The organism is Lysobacter sp. A378 (genome assembly GCF_054052125.1).
This window is the reverse complement of sequence record NZ_JBSVRK010000003.1, coordinates 75,458-94,738: the sequence shown is the minus strand read 5'-3', so window position 1 is coordinate 94,738 and position 19,281 is coordinate 75,458. Positions and strand designations below refer to the sequence as shown.

17 protein-coding genes and 1 pseudogene are annotated in these 19,281 nt (G+C 64.8%); 8 read left to right on the top strand and 10 right to left on the bottom strand.

From position 1 onward, the window contains the following. The first annotated feature begins 132 nt into the window (after positions 1 to 132). Positions 133 to 1,062, top strand: a complete 930-nt coding sequence (locus ACW7G1_RS11935; RefSeq protein ID WP_456979980.1) for a cobalamin biosynthesis protein — start codon at positions 133 to 135, stop codon at positions 1,060 to 1,062. A 36-nt stretch (positions 1,063 to 1,098) separates the two neighbouring features. On the opposite strand, the gene ACW7G1_RS11930 is transcribed toward ACW7G1_RS11935, so the two are convergent. The 4 genes from ACW7G1_RS11930 to purD all read right to left on the bottom strand — a co-directional run bounded on the left by ACW7G1_RS11930 (position 1,099) and on the right by purD (position 5,207). Next, positions 1,099 to 3,015, bottom strand: coding sequence for an MFS transporter (locus ACW7G1_RS11930; RefSeq protein ID WP_456979979.1), 1,917 nt, complete (start codon positions 3,013 to 3,015; stop codon positions 1,099 to 1,101). A 59-nt stretch (positions 3,016 to 3,074) separates the two neighbouring features. Next, positions 3,075 to 3,473 (bottom strand): type II toxin-antitoxin system MqsA family antitoxin, encoded by a 399-nt coding sequence (locus ACW7G1_RS11925; protein ID WP_456979978.1) that lies wholly within the window; start codon positions 3,471 to 3,473, stop codon positions 3,075 to 3,077. A gap of 2 nt (positions 3,474 to 3,475) precedes the next feature. Further along, positions 3,476 to 3,772: a type II toxin-antitoxin system MqsR family toxin gene (locus ACW7G1_RS11920; protein ID WP_456979977.1), complete on the bottom strand. Its 297-nt coding sequence runs from the start codon at positions 3,770 to 3,772 to the stop codon at positions 3,476 to 3,478. Positions 3,773 to 3,914: 142 nt separating this feature from the next. Then, a complete protein-coding gene (gene purD, locus ACW7G1_RS11915) occupies positions 3,915 to 5,207 on the bottom strand; it encodes a phosphoribosylamine--glycine ligase (protein ID WP_456979976.1) in 1,293 nt (430 codons plus the stop codon). Positions 5,208 to 5,329: 122 nt separating this feature from the next. On the opposite strand from purD, the gene ACW7G1_RS11910 reads away from it, so the two are divergent. The 5 genes from ACW7G1_RS11910 (at position 5,330) to ACW7G1_RS11890 (ending at position 12,895) form a co-directional block, all read left to right on the top strand. Next, complete coding sequence (locus ACW7G1_RS11910) at positions 5,330 to 6,778, top strand: alanine/glycine:cation symporter family protein (protein WP_456979975.1); 1,449 nt, start codon at positions 5,330 to 5,332, stop codon at positions 6,776 to 6,778. A 125-nt stretch (positions 6,779 to 6,903) separates the two neighbouring features. Next, a complete protein-coding gene (locus tag ACW7G1_RS11905) occupies positions 6,904 to 9,762 on the top strand; it encodes a type VI secretion system Vgr family protein (protein ID WP_456980144.1) in 2,859 nt (952 codons plus the stop codon). A gap of 31 nt (positions 9,763 to 9,793) precedes the next feature. After that, complete coding sequence (locus ACW7G1_RS11900; protein WP_456979974.1) at positions 9,794 to 10,627, top strand: DUF4123 domain-containing protein; 834 nt, start codon at positions 9,794 to 9,796, stop codon at positions 10,625 to 10,627. Then, the gene (locus ACW7G1_RS11895) at positions 10,624 to 11,151 is read left to right on the top strand and encodes a DUF3304 domain-containing protein (protein ID WP_456979973.1); all 528 of its coding nucleotides are present in this window, start codon (positions 10,624 to 10,626) and stop codon (positions 11,149 to 11,151) included. Before ACW7G1_RS11900 ends, ACW7G1_RS11895 begins: the two co-directional genes overlap by 4 nt. Before the next feature lie 148 nt (positions 11,152 to 11,299). Then, the gene (locus ACW7G1_RS11890) at positions 11,300 to 12,895 is read left to right on the top strand and encodes a T6SS phospholipase effector Tle1-like catalytic domain-containing protein (RefSeq protein ID WP_456980143.1); all 1,596 of its coding nucleotides are present in this window, start codon (positions 11,300 to 11,302) and stop codon (positions 12,893 to 12,895) included. 38 nt (positions 12,896 to 12,933) lie between these two features. Here the strand turns inward: ACW7G1_RS11890 and purH (ACW7G1_RS11885) are convergent. From purH (ACW7G1_RS11885) to prmA, 6 genes and pseudogenes are all read right to left on the bottom strand, one after another. After that, positions 12,934 to 13,326 (bottom strand): annotated as a pseudogene (purH, locus tag ACW7G1_RS11885) (bifunctional phosphoribosylaminoimidazolecarboxamide formyltransferase/IMP cyclohydrolase); the annotation flags it as partial. An 8-nt stretch (positions 13,327 to 13,334) separates the two neighbouring features. After that, positions 13,335 to 13,937, bottom strand: coding sequence for a hypothetical protein (locus tag ACW7G1_RS11880; RefSeq protein ID WP_456979972.1), 603 nt, complete (start codon positions 13,935 to 13,937; stop codon positions 13,335 to 13,337). An 11-nt stretch (positions 13,938 to 13,948) separates the two neighbouring features. Next, positions 13,949 to 15,547: a bifunctional phosphoribosylaminoimidazolecarboxamide formyltransferase/IMP cyclohydrolase gene (gene purH, locus ACW7G1_RS11875; RefSeq protein WP_456979971.1), complete on the bottom strand. Its 1,599-nt coding sequence runs from the start codon at positions 15,545 to 15,547 to the stop codon at positions 13,949 to 13,951. A 124-nt stretch (positions 15,548 to 15,671) separates the two neighbouring features. Next, the gene (gene fis, locus ACW7G1_RS11870; RefSeq protein WP_456979970.1) at positions 15,672 to 15,941 is read right to left on the bottom strand and encodes a DNA-binding transcriptional regulator Fis; all 270 of its coding nucleotides are present in this window, start codon (positions 15,939 to 15,941) and stop codon (positions 15,672 to 15,674) included. A gap of 118 nt (positions 15,942 to 16,059) precedes the next feature. Then, entirely contained in the window at positions 16,060 to 16,503 is a 444-nt protein-coding gene (locus ACW7G1_RS11865) for a DUF3426 domain-containing protein (RefSeq protein WP_456979969.1), read from the bottom strand. Between the two features lie 384 nt (positions 16,504 to 16,887). Continuing rightward, positions 16,888 to 17,811: a 50S ribosomal protein L11 methyltransferase gene (prmA, locus tag ACW7G1_RS11860; protein WP_456980142.1), complete on the bottom strand. Its 924-nt coding sequence runs from the start codon at positions 17,809 to 17,811 to the stop codon at positions 16,888 to 16,890. Between the two features lie 127 nt (positions 17,812 to 17,938). Between prmA and ACW7G1_RS11855 the strand changes: the two genes are divergently transcribed. Together ACW7G1_RS11855 and ACW7G1_RS11850 are read left to right on the top strand one after the other, a co-directional pair. Next, on the top strand, positions 17,939 to 18,895 hold the full coding sequence (locus tag ACW7G1_RS11855; protein WP_456979968.1) for a hypothetical protein: 957 nt from the start codon (positions 17,939 to 17,941) through the stop codon (positions 18,893 to 18,895). Continuing rightward, positions 18,892 to 19,269 carry a hypothetical protein gene (locus ACW7G1_RS11850; RefSeq protein ID WP_456979967.1) on the top strand — a complete coding sequence of 126 codons (378 nt, stop codon included), beginning with the start codon at positions 18,892 to 18,894 and terminating at the stop codon, positions 19,267 to 19,269. Before ACW7G1_RS11855 ends, ACW7G1_RS11850 begins: the two co-directional genes overlap by 4 nt. Positions 19,270 to 19,281 lie beyond the last annotated feature (12 nt).

Sequence of the window (19,281 nt, the reverse complement as noted above, 5' to 3'; positions counted from 1 at the left end):
CGCCGATCGGGATGCGCCACCCTGCACCCGGTCGCCAATCCCGATAGCGGGTTCGCCGTTGGAGTTTCCCCGTTAGAATCAGGCATCAATGCACTCGGTCGCAGCCATAGCGACGCTGGGAGGGAAGCCAACATGTCCATCGCCCTGATCGCCACGGTCGTTGCGCTCGTACTCGGCCACCTGGCGCCGTCGTTTGCGGCTGCGGTACGTCAGCACGCCTGGTATGGCGACCTGGCTGGCTGGCTCAACGGGCGCTTCGGCGAGCAGACCTTCTGGCGCAGCCGCTGGGGCATCGTGTTGGCGCTGGTGCCTGGGCTGTTGATCGTCGGGCTGTTGCAACTCTCGCTCGAAGGCCGCTTGGCGGGTACTGCCGAACTGCTGTTCGGCGTTGCCATGCTGTTCTACGCATGGGGGCCACGTGACCTGGACCGCGATGTCGGCGCAGTCCTGGATGCGACCGATTCGACCGCCCGTCGGGATGCCATTGCGAATCTGACAGGCATGGAAGCCGATGCACCGGTGGATGGAGCGGGTTTGGTCGAGCCGGTATTCCGCAGCGCGGTGCGACGCTGGTTCGGCGTACTGTTCTGGTTCCTGGTGCTGGGTCCGTTTGGCGCGGTGCTGTATCGCTTGAGCGTGCTGTCGGCGGCCGGCGATGTCGCCGCTCGTGTGCCGGATCAGACCCGGCGTGGAGCGCGAACCTGGTTGGCCGTGCTGGAATGGCCGGTGGCACAGTTGGTGACCCTGTCATTGGCGCTGGTTGGAAACTTTGACAGCGTGCTGGACGCATGGCGTTCCGGCGGAGGGGCCTCGGCGCGGATCGATAACCGATTCCTCGGGGCCGCGGCGCGCGCCAGCGTGCGAAGTGAGCTGGCCGAAGAGGTAGCCGACGGAGCGGCTTTGGGTTATCCCGCCGCCGGCATCGACGATGACGCCGATGAGGCCGGGCCGGGCGTGGCGGCCCTGCCCGAATTGCACGACGCGATGAGCCTGGTTTGGCGCTGCCTGCTGGTCTGGCTCGCTGCGCTGGCGCTGTTCGTGATTGCCGGCTTCGTGAGCTAGAGCTTGCGACAAAGCCGGGGCAAGGACCCGGGGGTCCTAAGCGGCATCCCCACGTAGCGCACGCACCTTCGCCTCCAGCACTCCCGCATCCACGTGGGCGCCTTCCAGCGGGCTAGCGACCACCACTTCGACCTGCGCGCGGAAGCGCCGCGGCACACGCATACGGCCCAAACGTGTTTCGCGCCGGCTCCACATGCTGGTCCACATTCCGCGCAATGCCATCGGGATCACCGGCACCTGTCGTCGTTCCAGTATCTTCTCCACCCCCGACTTGAACGCGGCAATTTCGCCATCGCTGGTCAGCCGGCCTTCGGGAAATATTCCCACCACCTGGCCGTCCGCAAGCGCCGCGTCGATCTCGTCGAACGCGCGCTGCATCAACTCGGGGTTCTCTTTCGCGCCGGCGATCGGGATCGCCTTGGCGGTGCGGAAGATCCAGCGCATGACGGGCACGTTGAAGATCTTGTAGTACATGACGAAACGCACCGGCCGCGGGATGCAGGCGGCCAGCAGCAACGCGTCCATGTAGCTGACGTGGTTGCACACCACCAGCGCCGCGCCCTCGTCGGGAATGTGGTCGATCCCCTGCACCCGAAGCCGGTACAAGGTGCGCACCAGTACCCAGCTCAGGAAGCGCATCAGGAACTCGGGCACGATCGTGAAGATCCAGATCGCGACCAGCGCATTGGCGATCGCCAAGGCCAGGAATACCTGCGGGATGTCCAGGTCGGGCATCGGCACGCGCATGCCCGCCAGTTCGAACGGCGGTAGCTGCAGCGCCAGCCCGAGCACCGCGGCCAACACGATGAAACCCGAGTTCTGGATGTTGAGCCCGGCGAACACCCGCGACATCTCCGACTTTGGCGTGCGGCTCTGGATCAACGCGAACAGCGGCACCACGAAGAAGCCGGTGAACAGGCCGATGCCGAGCAGGTCGACCACGATCCGCCAGCTGCCCGGTTGCTGCATGAAGCCGAGCAAATCCAGCCCGCTGACCGTCGCCGCGCCGGGACGGGCGAAGTACAGGTCGAGCATGAAGGCCGTCATGCCGAATGCGCCCAGCGGTACCAGCCCGATCTCCACCGTCCGTGCCGACAGCCGCTCGCACAGCAGCGAACCCACGCCGGTACCGACTGAAAACAACGCCAGGGCGAAGATGTACAACGTCGCCGAGCCGCCCAGGTTGACCTCGGCGTAGGACGGCAGTTGCGAGGTCAGAACGGTGCCGACAAACCAGAACCACGACACCCCCAGCACCGCATTGCGCACCGCCAACTGCTTCTTGGCCAGACGCAACACGGCAATCGACTCGGGGATCGGGTTCCAGTTGATCTTCAGCCCGGGGGCGCCGGCACCGGCCTTGGGAATCGCCCGGCTGACCAGGTGGCCGATGATCGCCAGCGTGATCACGGCCGCGCCGGCGACCCACGGCCCGTTGGCGCCGGCCATGGCGAAGATCGAGCCACCCAGGATCATCCCCAACAGGATCGAGAACGAAGTGCCCATCTCGACCAGCCCGTTGCCGCCGGTCAACTCACGCGGGTGCAGCACCGCCGGCAGGATCGAATACTTCACCGGCCCGAACAGGGTCGACTGCAAGCCGGTACAGAACAACGCAACCAGCAACACGGTCATGCTTTGCAAGACGAAGCCGACCGCCGCCAGCGACATGATGCCGATCTCCATCGCCGTGGTGATGCGGATCAGGGTCGACTTCTCGGTCTTCTCGGCGATCTGTCCGGCCAATGCCGAGAACAGGAAATACGGCAGGATGAACAGCGCCGGCGCCAGGTTGGTATACAGCGTCTTCTGCTCGCTGCTGACCCCCAACCAGAACAGCAGGCCAATGATCGCCTGGCGGTAGACGTTGTCGTTGAAAGCCCCCAGCGACTGGGTCGCGAAGAACGGCAGGAAACGGCGTTGTCCAAGCAATGCGTACTGGTTGTGCGACATGCGGGTTTTCCGGAACAGTCAGTGGTACCGCTGGGAGGTGCCACGATGGGAGAACACGATCACACCTTCCGGACTTCGCTCAGCAACTCGGGATGGCGATCCAGCACCCTGAGCAGCTTGACCAATGCGAGCGGTGGCTTGGTCTTGCCGTTCTCATAGCGTGAAAAGGCGTTTGCGCCACCGCCGAAGATCTCGGCGGCCTCACGCTGGTCGAGCGCGAGCTTCTTGCGGACGTTGACGATGAACATCGGGTCCACAATCGCGGCGTTGACCTGCTTGTTGAACGCGAGCATCGCCAAGTTGACCCGAGTCGACTGCGTCGCATCGAGTACCGACTCGCCGCAGGCCGGGCAGAACCCGCCCGTCACCGCTGCGATGACGGTTGATTCGCCCTTGTAGATGTAAGGCAGGTCGCGGGTGTCCTGCACCAGTTTGGCAGCGCACGATGGACATTTCATGCTCATAACTCCTTGAAGGACACGATCAACAAGTCCTCCATCACCGTCAGCTTCAGGTAAACCATGCCAACCGGGGTGGCGGGTCGATACACGTCCTGCCAGATCCGATGGTCAGCATGCGTCGACATACTCTTGAAAAAATCCATTGGGGCAAGCTCATGCACGATGGCAAGCATGTCGTCGAAGTCCAGTCCCAACGTAGCGGCACCGGACAAGGCCGAAAACGTGGCGCGCACTTTGCCGGCGTCGAGCAGCGCTTCAACCACCGGCAGCCGGCAATGGGGCGTCCTTTTCTCCATTGCCGGCAGGATAATTCGCCCGGAAGAATTTGGCAAGTAGGGTAATTAAGCGACAGATGGACACCCGGCTCTAACTAGTGCGATGCGGTCCGAGCGACCCCTGCGCGCCGCGTTCCTGCGCATGGCCCGTCGGACAATGGGCTCAGCTCTTGGCTGCGCCCCGTTTGATCGCGCGCCAGCCGATGTCGCTGCGATGGAACTCGCCCTCCCAGGAGATTTTCGCAACCGATTCGTAGGCGTGTTCCTGCGCGGCAGCCACGGTGTCGCCGAGCGCGCACACGCACAGCACGCGGCCGCCGGCGGTTACTACTTGGCCGTCGACAAGTTTTGTGCCGGCGTGGAAGACTTTTGTGTCGGCGATGTCGGGCACATCCCGTTCGCTGATCGGGTCGCCGGTGCGTGGGGTGTCAGGGTAGTTCTCGGCGGCCATCACCACGCCCAGCGATGGGCGCGGGTCCCATTGCGCGGTGACCTCGTGCAGGCGCTCGTCGATCGCGGCCTCGAGCATGTCGAGCAGGTCGGATTGCAGGCGCATCAGGATCGGCTGGGTTTCCGGGTCGCCGAAGCGGACGTTGAACTCGATCACCTTGGGGGCGCCGGTCTGGTCGATCATCAGCCCGGCGTACAGGAAGCCGGTGAACGCGATGCCGTCGGCAGCCATGCCTCGCACGGTGGGCTCGACCACCTCGCGCATCACGCGCGCGTGGATCTCGTCGGTCACTACCGGCGCCGGCGAATACGCGCCCATGCCACCGGTGTTGGGGCCGGTGTCGCCATCACCGACGCGCTTGTGGTCCTGGCTGGTGGCCATCGGCAGCGCGGTGGTGCCATCGACGATCGAGATGAAGCTGGCTTCCTCGCCGTCCAGGAATTCCTCGATCACCACCCGTGCGCCGGCGGCGCCGAATGCGTTGCCGTCAAGCATGTCGATGATCGCGGCCTCGGCCTCGGCCAGCGTCATTGCGACGATCACGCCCTTGCCCGCGGCCAGGCCGTCGGCCTTGACCACGATCGGTGCACCCTTCCCGCGGACGTAGGCCAGCGCCTGCTCGACGTCGGTATGCACCGCGTAGAACGCCGTCGGAATACCGTGGCGGGCGAGGAAATCCTTCGCGAATGCCTTGCTGCCTTCCAACTGCGCGGCTGCGGCGCTGGGGCCGAAAATCCGGTGGCCGGCCGCGCGGAAACGGTCGACCACGCCGGCTACCAGCGGCGCCTCGGGGCCGACCACCGTCACCGCAATACCCTCGCGCTCGACCAATGCCAGCAAGCCATCGATATCGGTCGCTGCGACATCCACATTGCGGCACTTGCCCTCGGTCGCGGTGCCGGCGTTGCCGGGGGCTACCAATACCTCGGTGACACGGGGTGATTGCGCGAGCTTCCAGGCCAGTGCGTGTTCGCGGCCGCCGGCACCGATGACGAGGATTTTCATTGCGTGGTCCTTGTAGATGGGTCTGTCGATCGGCTGGTTCGATGATTTGTCAGATTTTACCGGAGCGGGAGGATTGCCGGCTGCTAGCATCCCCTGCTTCGGTGACAACAACGGAAATCGCGATGGAGTTCATCCTCGGCGGCATCGAGGCGCTGCTGGCGCCGGTGATCGAGCTGATCAATCTGGTGCTGTGGAACTACGTGCTGGTGTACGGCTTGCTCGCAGTCGGGGTGTATTTCACCGTGCGGCTGAAGTTCCTGCAGCTGCGCCGGTTCCCGCACATGCTGCACGTGATCGGTCGTGGCACCGATGGCGACGCCGCCGGCATCTCGCCGTTCCAGGCGCTGTGCACCAGCCTGGCCTCGCGGGTCGGCACCGGCAACCTCGCCGGGGTCGCGATCGCGCTGAGCCTGGGCGGGCCCGGGGCATTGTTCTGGATGTGGATGGTGGCCGTGGTCGGCATGGCCACGGCGTATGCCGAGAGCGCGCTGGCGCAGCTGTACAAGGTCCGCGATGAGGACGGCCAGTACCGCGGCGGGCCAGGCTACTACATGTCACGGGGGCTGAAGCTGCCGTGGCTGGGCGTGGCGTTCTCGGTCTGCCTGGTGTTTTCCTATGGGCTGATTTTCAGTGGCGTACACGCCAACGCGATGGCGCAGTCGCTGAATCTGGCGTTCGGCTTCAGCCAGGCGCAGATTGCGACCGGACTGGTGCTGTTGACGGCGCTGATCATCTTCGGCGGCGTGCGCTCGGTCGCGCGGGTGGCCGAGTGGGTGGTGCCGTTCATGGCGGTTGCCTACCTCGGCCTGGCGGGGTGGGTGGTGGTCACCCACATCACCGAGGTGCCGGCGGTGCTGGCGCTGGTGGTGCGCAGTGCGTTCGGCCTGGAGCCGGCGGCCGGCGGCCTGATGGGTGGGTTGGCCGCCGCAATGCTCAACGGCGTCAAGCGCGGGCTGTATTCGAACGAAGCGGGCATGGGCAGCGCGCCCAACATCGCCGCTGCGGCCACGCCGGTGCCGCACCATCCGGCCAGCCAGGGGCTGGTGCAGTCGCTCGGGGTGTTCATCGACACCTTGCTGATCTGCACCGCGACCGGGCTGATGATCCTGTTGTCGGGCGTGCTGGCCGACGGCGGCGACGGGGTGGTGATCACCCAGAACGCGCTGGTGGTGTTCTTCGGCCAGTGGGGCAGCTGGTTCGCGGCGATCGCGCTGTTTTTCTTCGCGTTCACCACGATCCTGGGCAACTACGCGTATGCGGAAAGCGGCCTGTTGTATCTCGGTGGCGGTGATCGCGGGCTGTTCGTGCTGCGGGTCGCCGCGCTCGGGGTGATCGTGTGGGGCGTGTACTCGAAAGTACAACTGGTCTGGAACGCGGCCGACGCGGCGATGGCGATGATGGCGACGCTCAACCTGGTCGCGCTGCTGGGGCTGTCGGGCGTGGTGGTCAAGCTGACCCGCGACTACGACCGGCAGCTCGACGCCGGCAAGTCGCCGGTATTCCACATCGCCGACTATCCCGAGCTCGGTGATGGCGTGGACCACGAGATCTGGAAGGATCGGGCCGGGTAGCGATGCGCGCCGGACCGCATGGCTTGATAACAGAATCCCCGTCCCGTCCATGAGGTAGGATTACGCCATCCACACAGGACGTGTCGGGGCAGTGCCCCGGTCAAGGAGCGACGGGCGTGAACATCATGGATGCGGTGCAATCGGTACTGGCGGGGTTGGCCCGGTACACCGATGCAGACCGGCTATATGCATTTGAACTCGACGGACTGGCCGCCGGGGCGCTCACCGTCGAGCGCTGGCAGGGTTGGGAGTCGCTGTCTTCGGGTTATGAATGGTGGATCGAGCTGCTGTCGACCGACGCCCAGTTGCCGCTGGACGACCTGCTCGGCAAGCGCGCAACCCTGCTGACCCGCAGCGCCGATGGCACTCGTGTGCCGCGCAGCGGGCTGGTCAACGAGGCCACGTGCGTCGGCTCCGACGGTGGCCTCGCCCGCTACCGGCTATGTGTGGTTCCGTGGACGTGGTTGCTGAGCCAGGGCCGGCACAGCCGGGTGTTCCAGGACAAGACCGTGATCGAGATCGTCGAGACGGTGTTCACCGACTACGCGCCGCTGGCAACGTGGCAGGTCGGCGATGAGGTCGGCCCGTTCCTCAACGAGGTACGCCCCCGCAGCTATTGCTGCCAGTACCGCGAAAGCGACTTCGACTTCATCAGCCGTCTGCTGGCCGAGGAAGGTCTGGGTTGGCGGCTGGAGGAATCCGCTGACGCCCCCGGTGGCCACGCCATGGTGCTGTTCGCGGCCAGCGGACAGGGCTTGCAGGACGCCACTGCCGAGGCCGGCAACGGCATCCGTTTCCACCGCAGCGATGCCACTGAATCGAGCGATACCATCCAGGCGCTCGGGACTGCGCACGGCGTTGAGTCGACCGTACTGACCCTGCTCAGCGACGACTACAAGAGCCACAGCCTCAGCACCAGCCTGCCACTGGGCGCGGCAACCGATAGCGCGGCAATGTTGGAGGACTACGACCCGTCCGGCGCTTACGCCTTTGCCAACCAGACCGAAGCCAGCCGCTACGCCGAACTGATCGGCCAGGCCCGCGCCGCCCAGGCCACCCAGTGGTTCGGCCAGTCCAGCGTGCGCAGCTTTCGCGCCGGCCAGTGGTTCGCCGTCATCGACGCACCTGCCGACGGCGAGGCGACGCCCGACGAGCTGCTGCTGGTCGCCGTCCACCAGGCTGGCATCAATAACCTGCCCGAGACCGTCCGCGACAGCGCCGCCCGCCTGTTTGGCGACGCCGGTGCCAGCACGGTCGCCGACCTGTCCCGCACCACCTGGGCCGCGGTGCAAGCGCGGGCCGAAGCCGTCGGCTATGGCAACGCCTTCACCGCAGTGCCGCGCGACCTGTCGTGGCGGCCGGTCCTGACCGACGATACCGGCGCCCGCTTGAACCCGCGGCCGACCGCGCCGGGCTACCAAAGCGCAATCGTGGTTGGCGCAGACGGTGCCAGCGCGGGCGAGTTGCACAGCGACGGCCTGGGCCGGATCAAGGTGCGCTTCCACTGGCAGCGGGATGCCGACGGCGCCAGCGCCAGCGCCAGCGCCAGCGCCAGCGCCAGCCACAGCTGCTGGTTGCGCGTGAGCCAGCGTTACGCGGGCCCCGGCGTTGGCAGCCAATTCCTGCCACGGATCGGCCAGGAAGTGCTGGTCGGCTTCCTGGACGGCGACATCGACCGCCCGGTGATCGTCGGCGGCCTCTACAACGGCCAGGGTGAAGCCGGCATCCCGGCGACGCCGGGCGGTCAGGGCGCCGAGTCCAACACCGACACTTACGCCGACGCCCGCGACCACCGTCCCAGCGCCCAGTCCAACCTCGCCGGTGGCAACGCCCCGGCCTGGCATGGCATGAGTGGCGACAAGGACGGCCACCGCAACCCGGCGGCGCTATCGGGGTTCAAGTCCAAGGAGTTTGGCGGCAGCGGCCACAACCGCCTGGTGTTCGACGACAGCGACGGCCAACTGCGGTTGCAGCTGGCAACCACCCATGGTGCGACCGAGCTCAACCTCGGCCACCTGATCCACCAGGCCGACAACTACCGCGGCAGCTTCCGCGGCGAAGGGTTCGAGCTGCGCACCGACCAGTGGGGCGCGATCCGCGGCCAGCGCGGCGTGTGGGTCAGCGCCTACGCCAACGACCCCGACGCCCCGGCCGGCGAGCAAGTGGCCGCCACCGCCTTGCTCCGGCAGGCCGAACAACTTGGCCAAGCCTTCAGCGACATCGCCGGTACCCACCAGACCGTCCGGCTGGCCGCTCACCAAGGCGAGGCCAAGCCCGGCCAGTCGCGACTGATCGATGACCAGTCGCCGCTCAAGGCGTTGCTGACCAGCGCCAAGACCGTCGTCGACGGCAGCGCCTTCGCCTCCGGCGAAACCGACGCCCGCAACCGCAAGCCCGATGCCGGCAAAGACCGCGTCCCGCACAGCGGTGACGCGATCCTCGGCTTGACTGCCCCGGCCGGGATCGGCCTGGTCGCCGGTCAGAGCCTGCACTGGAGCGTCGGTGAGACCCTGGCCATCGCCAGCGGCCAGGCCAGCAATGCCGCCATTGCCGGCGACCTGCGCATCCATGCCGGCCAGGCCATCGGCTGGCTGGCGGGCGCGGTCGACACCCCCGGCTCAAGTCCGGAGCAGGCTTTGGCCTTGGTCACCGCCGAAGGGGAGCTGGACCTGCAAGCCCAGCACGACCAGATCAAATTGCAATCGAAAGACCAGCTCAAGGTCATCAGCGCCAACGCCGAAATCGAACTGGCCGCCGGCAAGACCATCCACCTGGCCACCGCAGGCGGCGCCAGCATCACCATCGAAGGCGGCAACATCAGCGTCAGCTGCCCCGGCAATATCACCGTCCATACGGGGAAGAAATCGTTTATGGGGCCGGTGAAGGAAGCCTACGGGTTACCCGAGTTTCCCGGCACGGTCTGCGTGGAGTGCCTGTTGAAAGCGCAGGCGCAGGGTGCGCCATTGGCGGCCAAGAATGGATAGTCAAATCCCGACGGCCGCAGCCAAGACGCCATTGCGCGTCGAAGACTGGTGCGAACAAGTTCGGCATGGACCGCTGAGTCTGTTCGCGCTGGTCAACCCGGTATCGGCGTCCATCCCGCGCCCCGTGCGGAGTCTGGTCGAGCGCGAGGCGGTCAATTTGTTCGCCACCCGAACCAAGAGTGTGGATGCGTTGGAGGTCGCACCACGCCTCCTGCACTTGTCGGTGGCTGCAGCTAGCCCCGTGCCGGCAGCCATAGGCGCACAAAATGCGGAAGCGCCTTGGGGAACACTCGTCTCCTCGTCGCTATCGTTGTCGCACCTTGCCGATCGCCTGCGTCGCCGTATCGACGTGACGGCCGAGGGAAAGGACATGATGCTTCGGTACTGGGACAGCCGCGTCATGCTGAGTCTGCATTCCGTTCTGGCTGATGCCACGAGGGACCGCTTGTTTGCTTTCGGCAAGCAGGCGCTTGTTTCTGATCGTCGTGGGGGATGCATCGTCTTTGACTTGAACTGTCCAAACGACGACCCGGTCGAAACCAGTCGCATCGCGTTTGATCGCGAAGACATGCTCGCACTTGGCCAGGCGTCCCGGGTCGACGCCGTCCTGAGCCTGTTGCGGCAAGGCAATCCCGAAGCGCTGGATGCGCTCGCGGACACCGAGCGGCATCCGCTGGCGAAATCGCAACTGGACACCTGCCTGAAGCGCGGGCTGCGCTCGCCGCGCGATCATGCATTGGCATTGAATCTTGCGATCGAACATGGTCCACGCTGGTGGGATGACGAGGCATGGGCATCGGTGCTGGAACAGGCAAAGCAGGCCACGCTGATCAAGGCCTACACAGACTATCTGGAGGTGGCATGAAGACGTTTGGCGGAAAGCTATGGCTCGCTTTCGTGACGCTGTTACTGGTCGTTCCGATGCTCGGCGGTTGCCGGGAAAAGAACGAGACGGTGATGCTGGGGATCGTTGGCTACAACTACACCGACCGGTACATCGATCGGTTCTCGGTGGGAGGGGCAGGTGGAAGTAACGTCTTTCTCAGCGATCACGATTCCGGGGGTGGAAAAACTGCCTGCTGCATCGGCTACAACCCGGACCGCCCCCTACCGATCACCATGGATGTTGAATGGATGTTCGGCTATCAACGTGGCCCAAGTGGCCAGGTTACCGTGCCGGACGAGTACCACGAGACAACCGCTGTCTTGGACGGGCCGGTACCAGAGGACCCCTACAATCTTGAGGTGCACTTCATGCCGGACGGAACAGTGCAGCTTCTCATTACTGCGGAGCACTCCAAGCCATTGCTGCAAATAGACCGCAGCGGCGCCTCCCGGGCATCGCTGGGACGACCAGCAACATTCTTGGAGCAGCATCCTCATGAGTAATATTCGCTATCCGCGTGCGGCCACCGCTGGAGTACCGCGAGATCGGACTCTGACGGGCTCGGCATCGGCCCGGTTTGCCTTCCGAGCCGCGTACCTTCCGGACCCCAGCGGAGTTGTCGCGGACTGCAACCAAGACCTGTGGTTGACGGTGTACTTCGATGGCACCGGTAACAATGAAAAGATTGATGCGCCAACGTTCGAGCACAGCAATGTGGCGCGACTCTATCGCGCGATGCCAGACGATGCACGGGCCGCAGGACGTTTTACGTTCTACGTTCCCGGGATCGGCACCCCCTTCCGCGAGATCGGTGACCCCGGCGGCAAACTGGCGATGGTCGTTGCGCTCGGCGGCGAGAAGCGACTTGAGTGGGCAATGCAACGGATAGAGAAGGAAATCCGGTCGGCCGAAGCCCGCGCAAAAAATCCCGCCAACAAGATTCGCTCGATTAACATTGCCCTGTTCGGATTCTCACGAGGCGCTGCGCTGGCGCGCGCATTCGCGCTGCAGATCGAGCACAAGTGCCGCAAGAACCTGAGTGGCCTCGGCCAGTTATGGCAAGGCAAGTACCCGACGCGACTTTACTTCATGGGCCTGTTCGACACGGTCGCAGCGGTGGGCGCGCCGACCAGCGCACGCAAGTATCGACGCGAGGCCGCATTGACCCAACCATTGGCGAGCATGATGTTGGGTCCTGTGGTGGGCGTGGTACCGGTGTTGGTCACCTCCACCGCCGACGGTCACATGGATTGGGCAAGTGACCTGCGCATCCCGGCGATGGTCGAGGACTGCGTCCACTTCTGCGCTGCCCATGAAAACCGCAACTCGTTTCCACTCGATACCGTACTGGAAGACGCGCGCTACCCCGGCAACTGCACCGAAATGGTATACCCCGGCGTGCATTCCAACGTCGGTGGCGGTTACCGCCCGGGCGAAGGCGGCCGAAATCGGAACCGATTCGCCATGATCAGCCTGATCCCATTGAAGGCGATGTACAGCCGTGCGATCAAGGCCGGTGTGCCTTTGAAGGATATCCACGCCGCAGAATCCCGTGTAAAGGACGATTTCCTGCCACCAGAAGCCAGCGACATCATCGCCCGCAACCAACTCAGCGAGCGCTTCAATCACTACATGACCGTCGTCGGCTGGGGCGGCAAGCCGATCGGGGTCACCGTTTCCGATCACATGCGCATGTACTTCCGTTGGCGGATCCATCATGTGGTCCAGAAACGTCAGGCCCGGGAGGCGGGACACAGCCATTGGGAGGCCGAACGCCTGCGCGCCTACGACAACGCGCTGGCGCCCGAGCGCACGGCCAAACGGGCAGAGGAAGAGCGCAAACGTGCAGCGTTGCTGAGGGCGGCCGACGGCAGTGCGGACAAGGAGCAACTGAAGTGGGCGCTGATCCAGCAATCGGCCACGGTCAACACGATGCCGAGTGAAGCCCAGACTCTGATCGACGCACTGGACAAGTACGACCGGCAGTTCATCGAAGACAGCAAGCGCGTGCTCAACGCGGAACTGGACGGACTTCGCCCGTTTGAGCGTGTCCTGCGCGACGCCTGGGACGCGCCGGACCTAGCCGATGAAAAGATCATCGCGCTCTTCGACGAGTACGTTACCGACTCGCTGGCTGGGTTCGATAGCGACCGCACGCGCGCGGTTGATCATCGTTGGCTCTACCAGGGCGGCGACGACACGATCGATTACGCCGCGTTGCCGTCGTCACAAGCAGCGGTTGCCTGATCGCGCCGCAGAGCAGACAACTCCGCAGCGAAGCTCTATCAGCGCCGGAAGTGCCGCACGCCAGTGAACACGATGGCGATGCCGTGCTCGTCGGCGGCGGCGATCGTTTCCTTGTCGCGCATCGAGCCGCCGGGCTGGATCACCGCCTTGATGCCGGCGGCCGCGGCGGCGTCGATGCCGTCACGGAACGGGAAGAAGGCGTCGCTGGCCATCACCGAGCCGGGCACGCTCAAGCCGGCTTCTTCGGCCTTCAATCTGGCGATCTTCGCCGATACCACGCGGCTCATCTGGCCGGCACCGATGCCGATGCTGCGCTGGTCGCGGGCATAGACGATGGCGTTGGATTTCACGAATTTGGCGGTCCGCCCGGCGAACATCAGGTCGGCCATCTGGGCATCGGTCGGGGCTAGTTGGGTTACCACCTTGAGCTCGTCGCGGGTCACTTTGCGGATGTCGCTGGACGGCCCGTTGAATTTTCGCGTGGCTGAGTGCGAATCGCCAAATGCGTCAATAAATCGCACAAGGGAAGCAGTTGATCTGGTTGTCTAGTCTCGAAATAAGCGTTGACAGAGCGGCCAGATTCAATCATTGCATCCAGGTAGTTGCTCATTTGAGTCATCGAGTTAAAGGTATCAACGGCATCTAGGAGATTCTCAAATATTTTCTCTTTAGACAAGTGTTTTGTCCAAAGCTGCAAGGCAGCAGTTGATGTCGCAAGCTCGGACGAGGTGCCCGGCGCTTTTTGGCATAATGCATCTGATGCAATCATTGTGATGATAAATGACGGGAATATATATGATTCATCAGTAGGGTTTATTTTACCGTTTGATTTTTCGAGAGTGATCTCGGTGATGTTTGCAACTACATTTGCAATTTCTTCTTCCAGTCTAGTCTTGGAGTTGGGGTCAACGAGAGTCCCAATCGACGAGAATTCATCCATGTTCTTTCTGAATAAATATGCGGATATCATTTCATCACTAAGTTCGCCGGGAGAGGGTGCACGGCTTTTCCCAAATAGTTTGTTCTTGATTGCTTTAAACATAAATTGATGCCTCAGTGCCGGAAGTGCCGCACGCCGGTGAACACCATGGCGATGCCGTGCTCGTCGGCGGCGGCGATCGTTTCCTTGTCGCGCATCGAGCCGCCCGGCTGGATCACGGCCTTGATGCCGGCGGCTGCGGCGGCGTCGATGCCGTCACGGAACGGGAAGAAGGCGTCGCTGGCCATTACCGAGCCGGGCACGCTCAAACCGGCGTCTTCGGCTTTCAATCCGGCGATCTTCGCCGATACCACGCGGCTCATCTGGCCGGCGCCGATGCCGATGCTGCGCTGGTCGCGGGCGTAGACGATAGCGTTGGATTTGACGAACTTGGCGATCCGCCAGGCGAACATCAGGTCGGCTAGTTGGGCGTCGGTCGGGGCAAGCTGAGTGACCACCTTGAGCTCGTCGTGCGTCACCTCGCGGATGTCGCTGGTCTGCATCAGCAAGCCCGAACCGACACGCTTGACGTCGATGTTGTTGCGACCGTCGCCGTGGGGAATCTTCAATACGCGGACGTTGGCCTTCTTGTTGCAGTAATCCAGCGCGGCCGGCTCGTAGTCGGGTGCGATCAGGACTTCGACAAACTGGCGGTCCAGGATGGACTTCGCGGTGGCCTCGTCGAGCGTCTGGTTGAAGGCGATGATGCCGCCGAACGCGGAAGTTGGATCGGTCGCGAAGGCGGCCTCATAGGCGTCGCCGTTGTTCGCCGCCACCGCCACGCCGCAGGGGTTGGCGTGCTTCACGATCACGCAGGCCGGGGCGTCGAACTGGCGCACGCATTCCCACGCGGCATCGGCATCGGCGAGGTTGTTGTAGCTCAGCGCCTTGCCCTGCAACTGGGTGAAAGTGGCCAGGGTGCCCGGCACCGGCCACAGGTCGCGGTAGAACGCGCCCGACTGGTGGGGGTTCTCGCCGTAGCGCAGGTCCATGACTTTGACAAAGCTGCTGTTGCTCTGCGCCGGGAACAAGGCGCGGCTGCCGTCGTCGTTGATCGATGACAGATAGTTGCTGATGCAGGCGTCGTAGAAGGCGACGCGGTTGAACGCGGTGACCGAGAGCGCGAAGCGCGTCCGTGCCGACAGCGCACCGTCGCTGCTCGCCAGCTCATCGACCAGTGCGGCGTACTGTGCAGGATCAGTCGCCACCGCGACGCGGGCGAAGTTTTTCGCCGCCGAGCGCAACATCGCCGGCCCACCGATGTCGATGTTCTCGATGATCTGCTCCATCGAGCTGTCCGGGTCGGCCGAGACCCGCTCAAACGGATACAGGTTCAGCACCAGCAGGTCGATCGCATTGATGCCGTGTTCGGCCATCACCCCATCATCGGTCCCGGCGCGGCCCAGCAGGCCGCCATGCACGACCGGGTGCAGCGTCTTGACCCGGCCATCCATCATCTCCGGGAAACCGGTGGCATCGCTGACGTCCCTGACCGTCAGGCCGGCGTCGCGGATCGCCTTCGCGGTGCCACCGGTCGACAGCAATTCGACACCATGGCCGACGAGGGCGCGAGCCAGCTCGATCAGCCCGGTCTTGTCGGAAACAGACAACAGGGCACGGCGAATCTTGACCGGATGGTGGGTCACCGGGCCGGGCGTGGAGGTTGCGGTCATGGCGGCAGGCTTTGGTCGGGAAAGCCGTTAATTATACCGGCCGGCACCCGACTGGTCCGGCCGGCAGCGCTCTTGCCGGCGGCAGTGCCGGGCGACGGGTCAGCGCGCTTTGCGTCAGCGGGTATCAGGCCAGCCCGTACTCACGCAGTTTCTTGCGCAGGGTCGCGCGATGGATACCCAGCATCGCCGCCGCGCGGCTCTGGTTGCCGTCGCAATGGCCGAGCACTTCGGCGAACAGCGGGATTTCCAGCTCGCGCAGGGCGATCTCGTACAGATCGCCGTTGTCGCAACCGTCCAGGTCTCCCAGGTAGCGCCGGATCGACGTGGCAACGTGATCACGCAGCGGCACCCGTGGCCCGGGACGGGAAGAGTCGGTACGGCTTGCAGCGTTCAATGGTGTCCCCCAAATCCTGTGGCGTCCGTCATCGTGTGTTTCCATCGCGAGGCGCGAGACGACGACGGCCTAGGAGTCTAACGTGCGATTGCCCTGCAACATATCGATTTTCTCCGCATCAGCGGAAGTCGAATGCAAACGCGACGACCGGCACGGCCGGTTCGATGATCTCCAATTCGACGCTGGCGCTCTGGCCCGGCGCCAGCTCGCTGCGGGCACCACCTGAACCCGGATGCGGGTACTCCGACGCGTCGAACACGCGCGCGGCGACGGGCTGCCCGTTGATATCCGACAGGTTCAGCACCAGTGCGGGCCATGGTTGTGGCCAGCGCGCGTCGTTGCGGAAGCTGGCCCGGACGCGGAGTACGCCGGTCTTGCCGGGGGCCGGCTGCACGCTGCGGGCCAGCATGGTGTATGCGCCCGGCTCGTGCCAGGCGGGCAAGTCACACCACAGCGCGGTACAGATGGCGCCGATCACCGGGCGCCAGCGCTCGTTGGCGGCGAGCTCATTGCGTTGCGCCAGTACCAGTTGCGCCACCAGCAACAGACCCAGCGCGGACACGCCCAGCATCTTTGGCCAACGAGGACCAGTCGTCCGGGACCGTGAGGCGATGCGGGCAAAGCTGGGAATGCCCCGCTTTGTGCGACCGCGCCCAGTACGCACCGAAACGGTGTCGGCTGGCGCTTTCGATGCGGTCGGGGAGGAGGCTTTGGTTGCCGGTGCGACAGGGCCGCTTGGAGGGGGACGGGTCGAGTGGGCTTCACTTCGCAATTCAGTCTGGCAACGTGGACAACGTTGCGGCGCACCGGCGCCAGAGACGATCAGTGCAACCAGGAAGCCACAGTGTGGGCACGGAACGAACATCGGCGCAGTCTAGCCGACACCAACTGGCGAACGGCGAGACCGGCGCATCACTATGACCATGGCCATGGGCTGTCCGCCGGGTCAGTGGCGCCGGATGCCGCTGATCCGGATCCAGTCTTCGTGTTGTGCAACCTGCAGTTGCTCGAAGTCCGCCTCATAGCGGGCCAGGACCTCGTTCTCTTGTCCGGCGAGGATGCCTGACAGTGCGATCCGGCCACCCGGCGCGACCCGCGCGGCGAGCACGTCGGCGAGGGCGATCAGCGCGGTGGCGAGGATATTGGCGACCACCACCGGATAGCGGGTCCCGGCAGGCTCATCTTCGGGCAGGTACACCGCCAGGCGTGCTTCCACCCCGTTGCGGTGGGCATTGTCGGCGGTGGCCGTCAGCGCCTGGGGATCGTTGTCGACCCCGGTCGCCTGCGAAGCGCCGAGCTTCAGTGCGGCAAGAGCGAGGATGCCGGAGCCGCAACCGAAGTCCAGGACTCTCGCGCCGGGCAACACGCCGTCGCTGGCGAGCCCGTCCAGCCATTGCAGGCAAAGCGCGGTGGTCGGGTGGGTGCCGGAGCCGAATGCCAGGCCGGGATCAAGCCGCACCACCGCAGCGTCGGCCGCATCCGCGCCATCGGGGAGATCGTGGTTCCACGGCACGATCCAGGTGCGTTGGCCGAATTTCAGCGGCTCGTACTGGTCCATCCACGCGCGCTCCCAGTCCTGGTCGGCGACCTCGCGGAACGTTGCGCGCGACCAGTCGATGCCTTCGTCGGCGGCCGACAACGCATGCAGCAACAACTCCGGCAAGGTGTCGCCTTGGAACAACGCCGTCAGCGACAATTCGCCCCAAAGGGGAGTCTTGCCGACGCCCGGTTCGAAGATCGCCTGCTCGTCGGGCGCGTCGGCGTTGGCATCGGTCAAGGTGACCGCGAGTGCACCGACGTTTTCCAGCGCGCGCTCATGGCGGGGCTGGTCGGCCTCGGTGCAGGGCAGGGTAAGTTCGAGGAAAGGCATACCGGCGGGGTGGGTGTGGGACATTGCATGTTGGGGCGTAGTGCGGCCGCAGGCAACCGGCTGATCGGTGTTTGATCTAAGATGACGCCGGGTCCGAACCCAGGGAGTCGCCGTTCCGTTGCCAGCAATGCCTCGCCAACTGCTTCTGCTCTGCCTGGCGTCGTTGCTGTTGTTGGCGGCGGTCCTGGCGTATCCAGGTGGGGAAGGCACGGTCGCCTCCACCGGCGCGGGACCGGTCGAGGCCGATATCGCGGTTCCGGTTCCGGTTCCCGCGAATGCGCAGCGAGCCCCCGTCGATCACGCCCCCCTCGACCCGCGTCGCCAGGCGCACCGAGCCACGTTACCCGGCAAGTCCAGCCGCCGCGCGGAACTTGAAAGCGCGCCGGACCTGTATGCCTATGCCAACACCCTGGCTCCCGCCGTACGGGCCGGGGATCCGGAAGCGGCCTGGATGCTGAGCCGGGTACACGAATACTGTTCCGCTTATGCGATGGCTCCGGCCGACTATGCCCGTGACACGCAGGCGATCGGCGAGATGCAGCTGAGGACCTCCGAGGCGATGGTCGCCGCCCGAACCCGAACAGGTAAGCGTTGTGCCCGGTTCGTGCCGCGCGATGACCTGTCCTATACGGCGATCCTCGTGGGGACAACCGAGGCGGCCGAGGCCGGCAGCCTCGCCGCGGAGGCGGCTCTGTTGGCGATCGGCGAGCCGCTCGAAACGAGCGACGCGTACAGGCATGACCTGGTCGAGCGGGTGCAGCGCTCCGGTGACCCGGAATCGTTTGCCGCGCTGTCGCCGGCGATGGGCATCCGTGCCAGCGGCCAGCAGGCTTTCGCCGGGCAGGTGGCGGGCACCCAGCTGGCGGAGGTGGCCTGGAAGGTCGCCGCGTGCGAGCTGGGAATGGATTGCAGCGCCGGCAGCACGTTGATGACGTCGCTGTGCGCCAATGGTGGGATCTGTTCGCGGAATTCCGGTCAGGATTTCCGTAGTTTTGTCTTCGATGCTGCAGTTCCGCGACAGGGGGCGGACGTGGTGAATGAAATGGTCAACTCGCTGACAGGCGAGGAGAAGGTGCCGAAATGAAGAAGGAAGCCACCGTGCGCAGGATCAAGATGATGTTCTGGACGTTGTTGCTCGCGGCGTATTCCGTCGCTGCCACCGGGGTCATGATCGACGTGTTGGGACAGGATTACCGCGAGATGTCGGCCGTGGCGGTAACCTCGGTGCATTCGTCGCTGGATAAACGGATGGCGGGAGCCGCGCAGGTGGCCGCTGCTTACCGGGCCAGCAGCGGCGCGCCGTTCTCCGCGCTGCCGACCGGCAGCACCTTCAAGGTGGTCTGGCCCGACGGTTCAAGCGAATACGTGACCGTGGTCAGTGTGTCCTCGAGCGACGGCGTGAAGCCGGTCGAGGGGACGCAGCGGCCGGCACCGGGAGTGGCCGCCGAGCCGCGATAGCCCGCTGGGCCG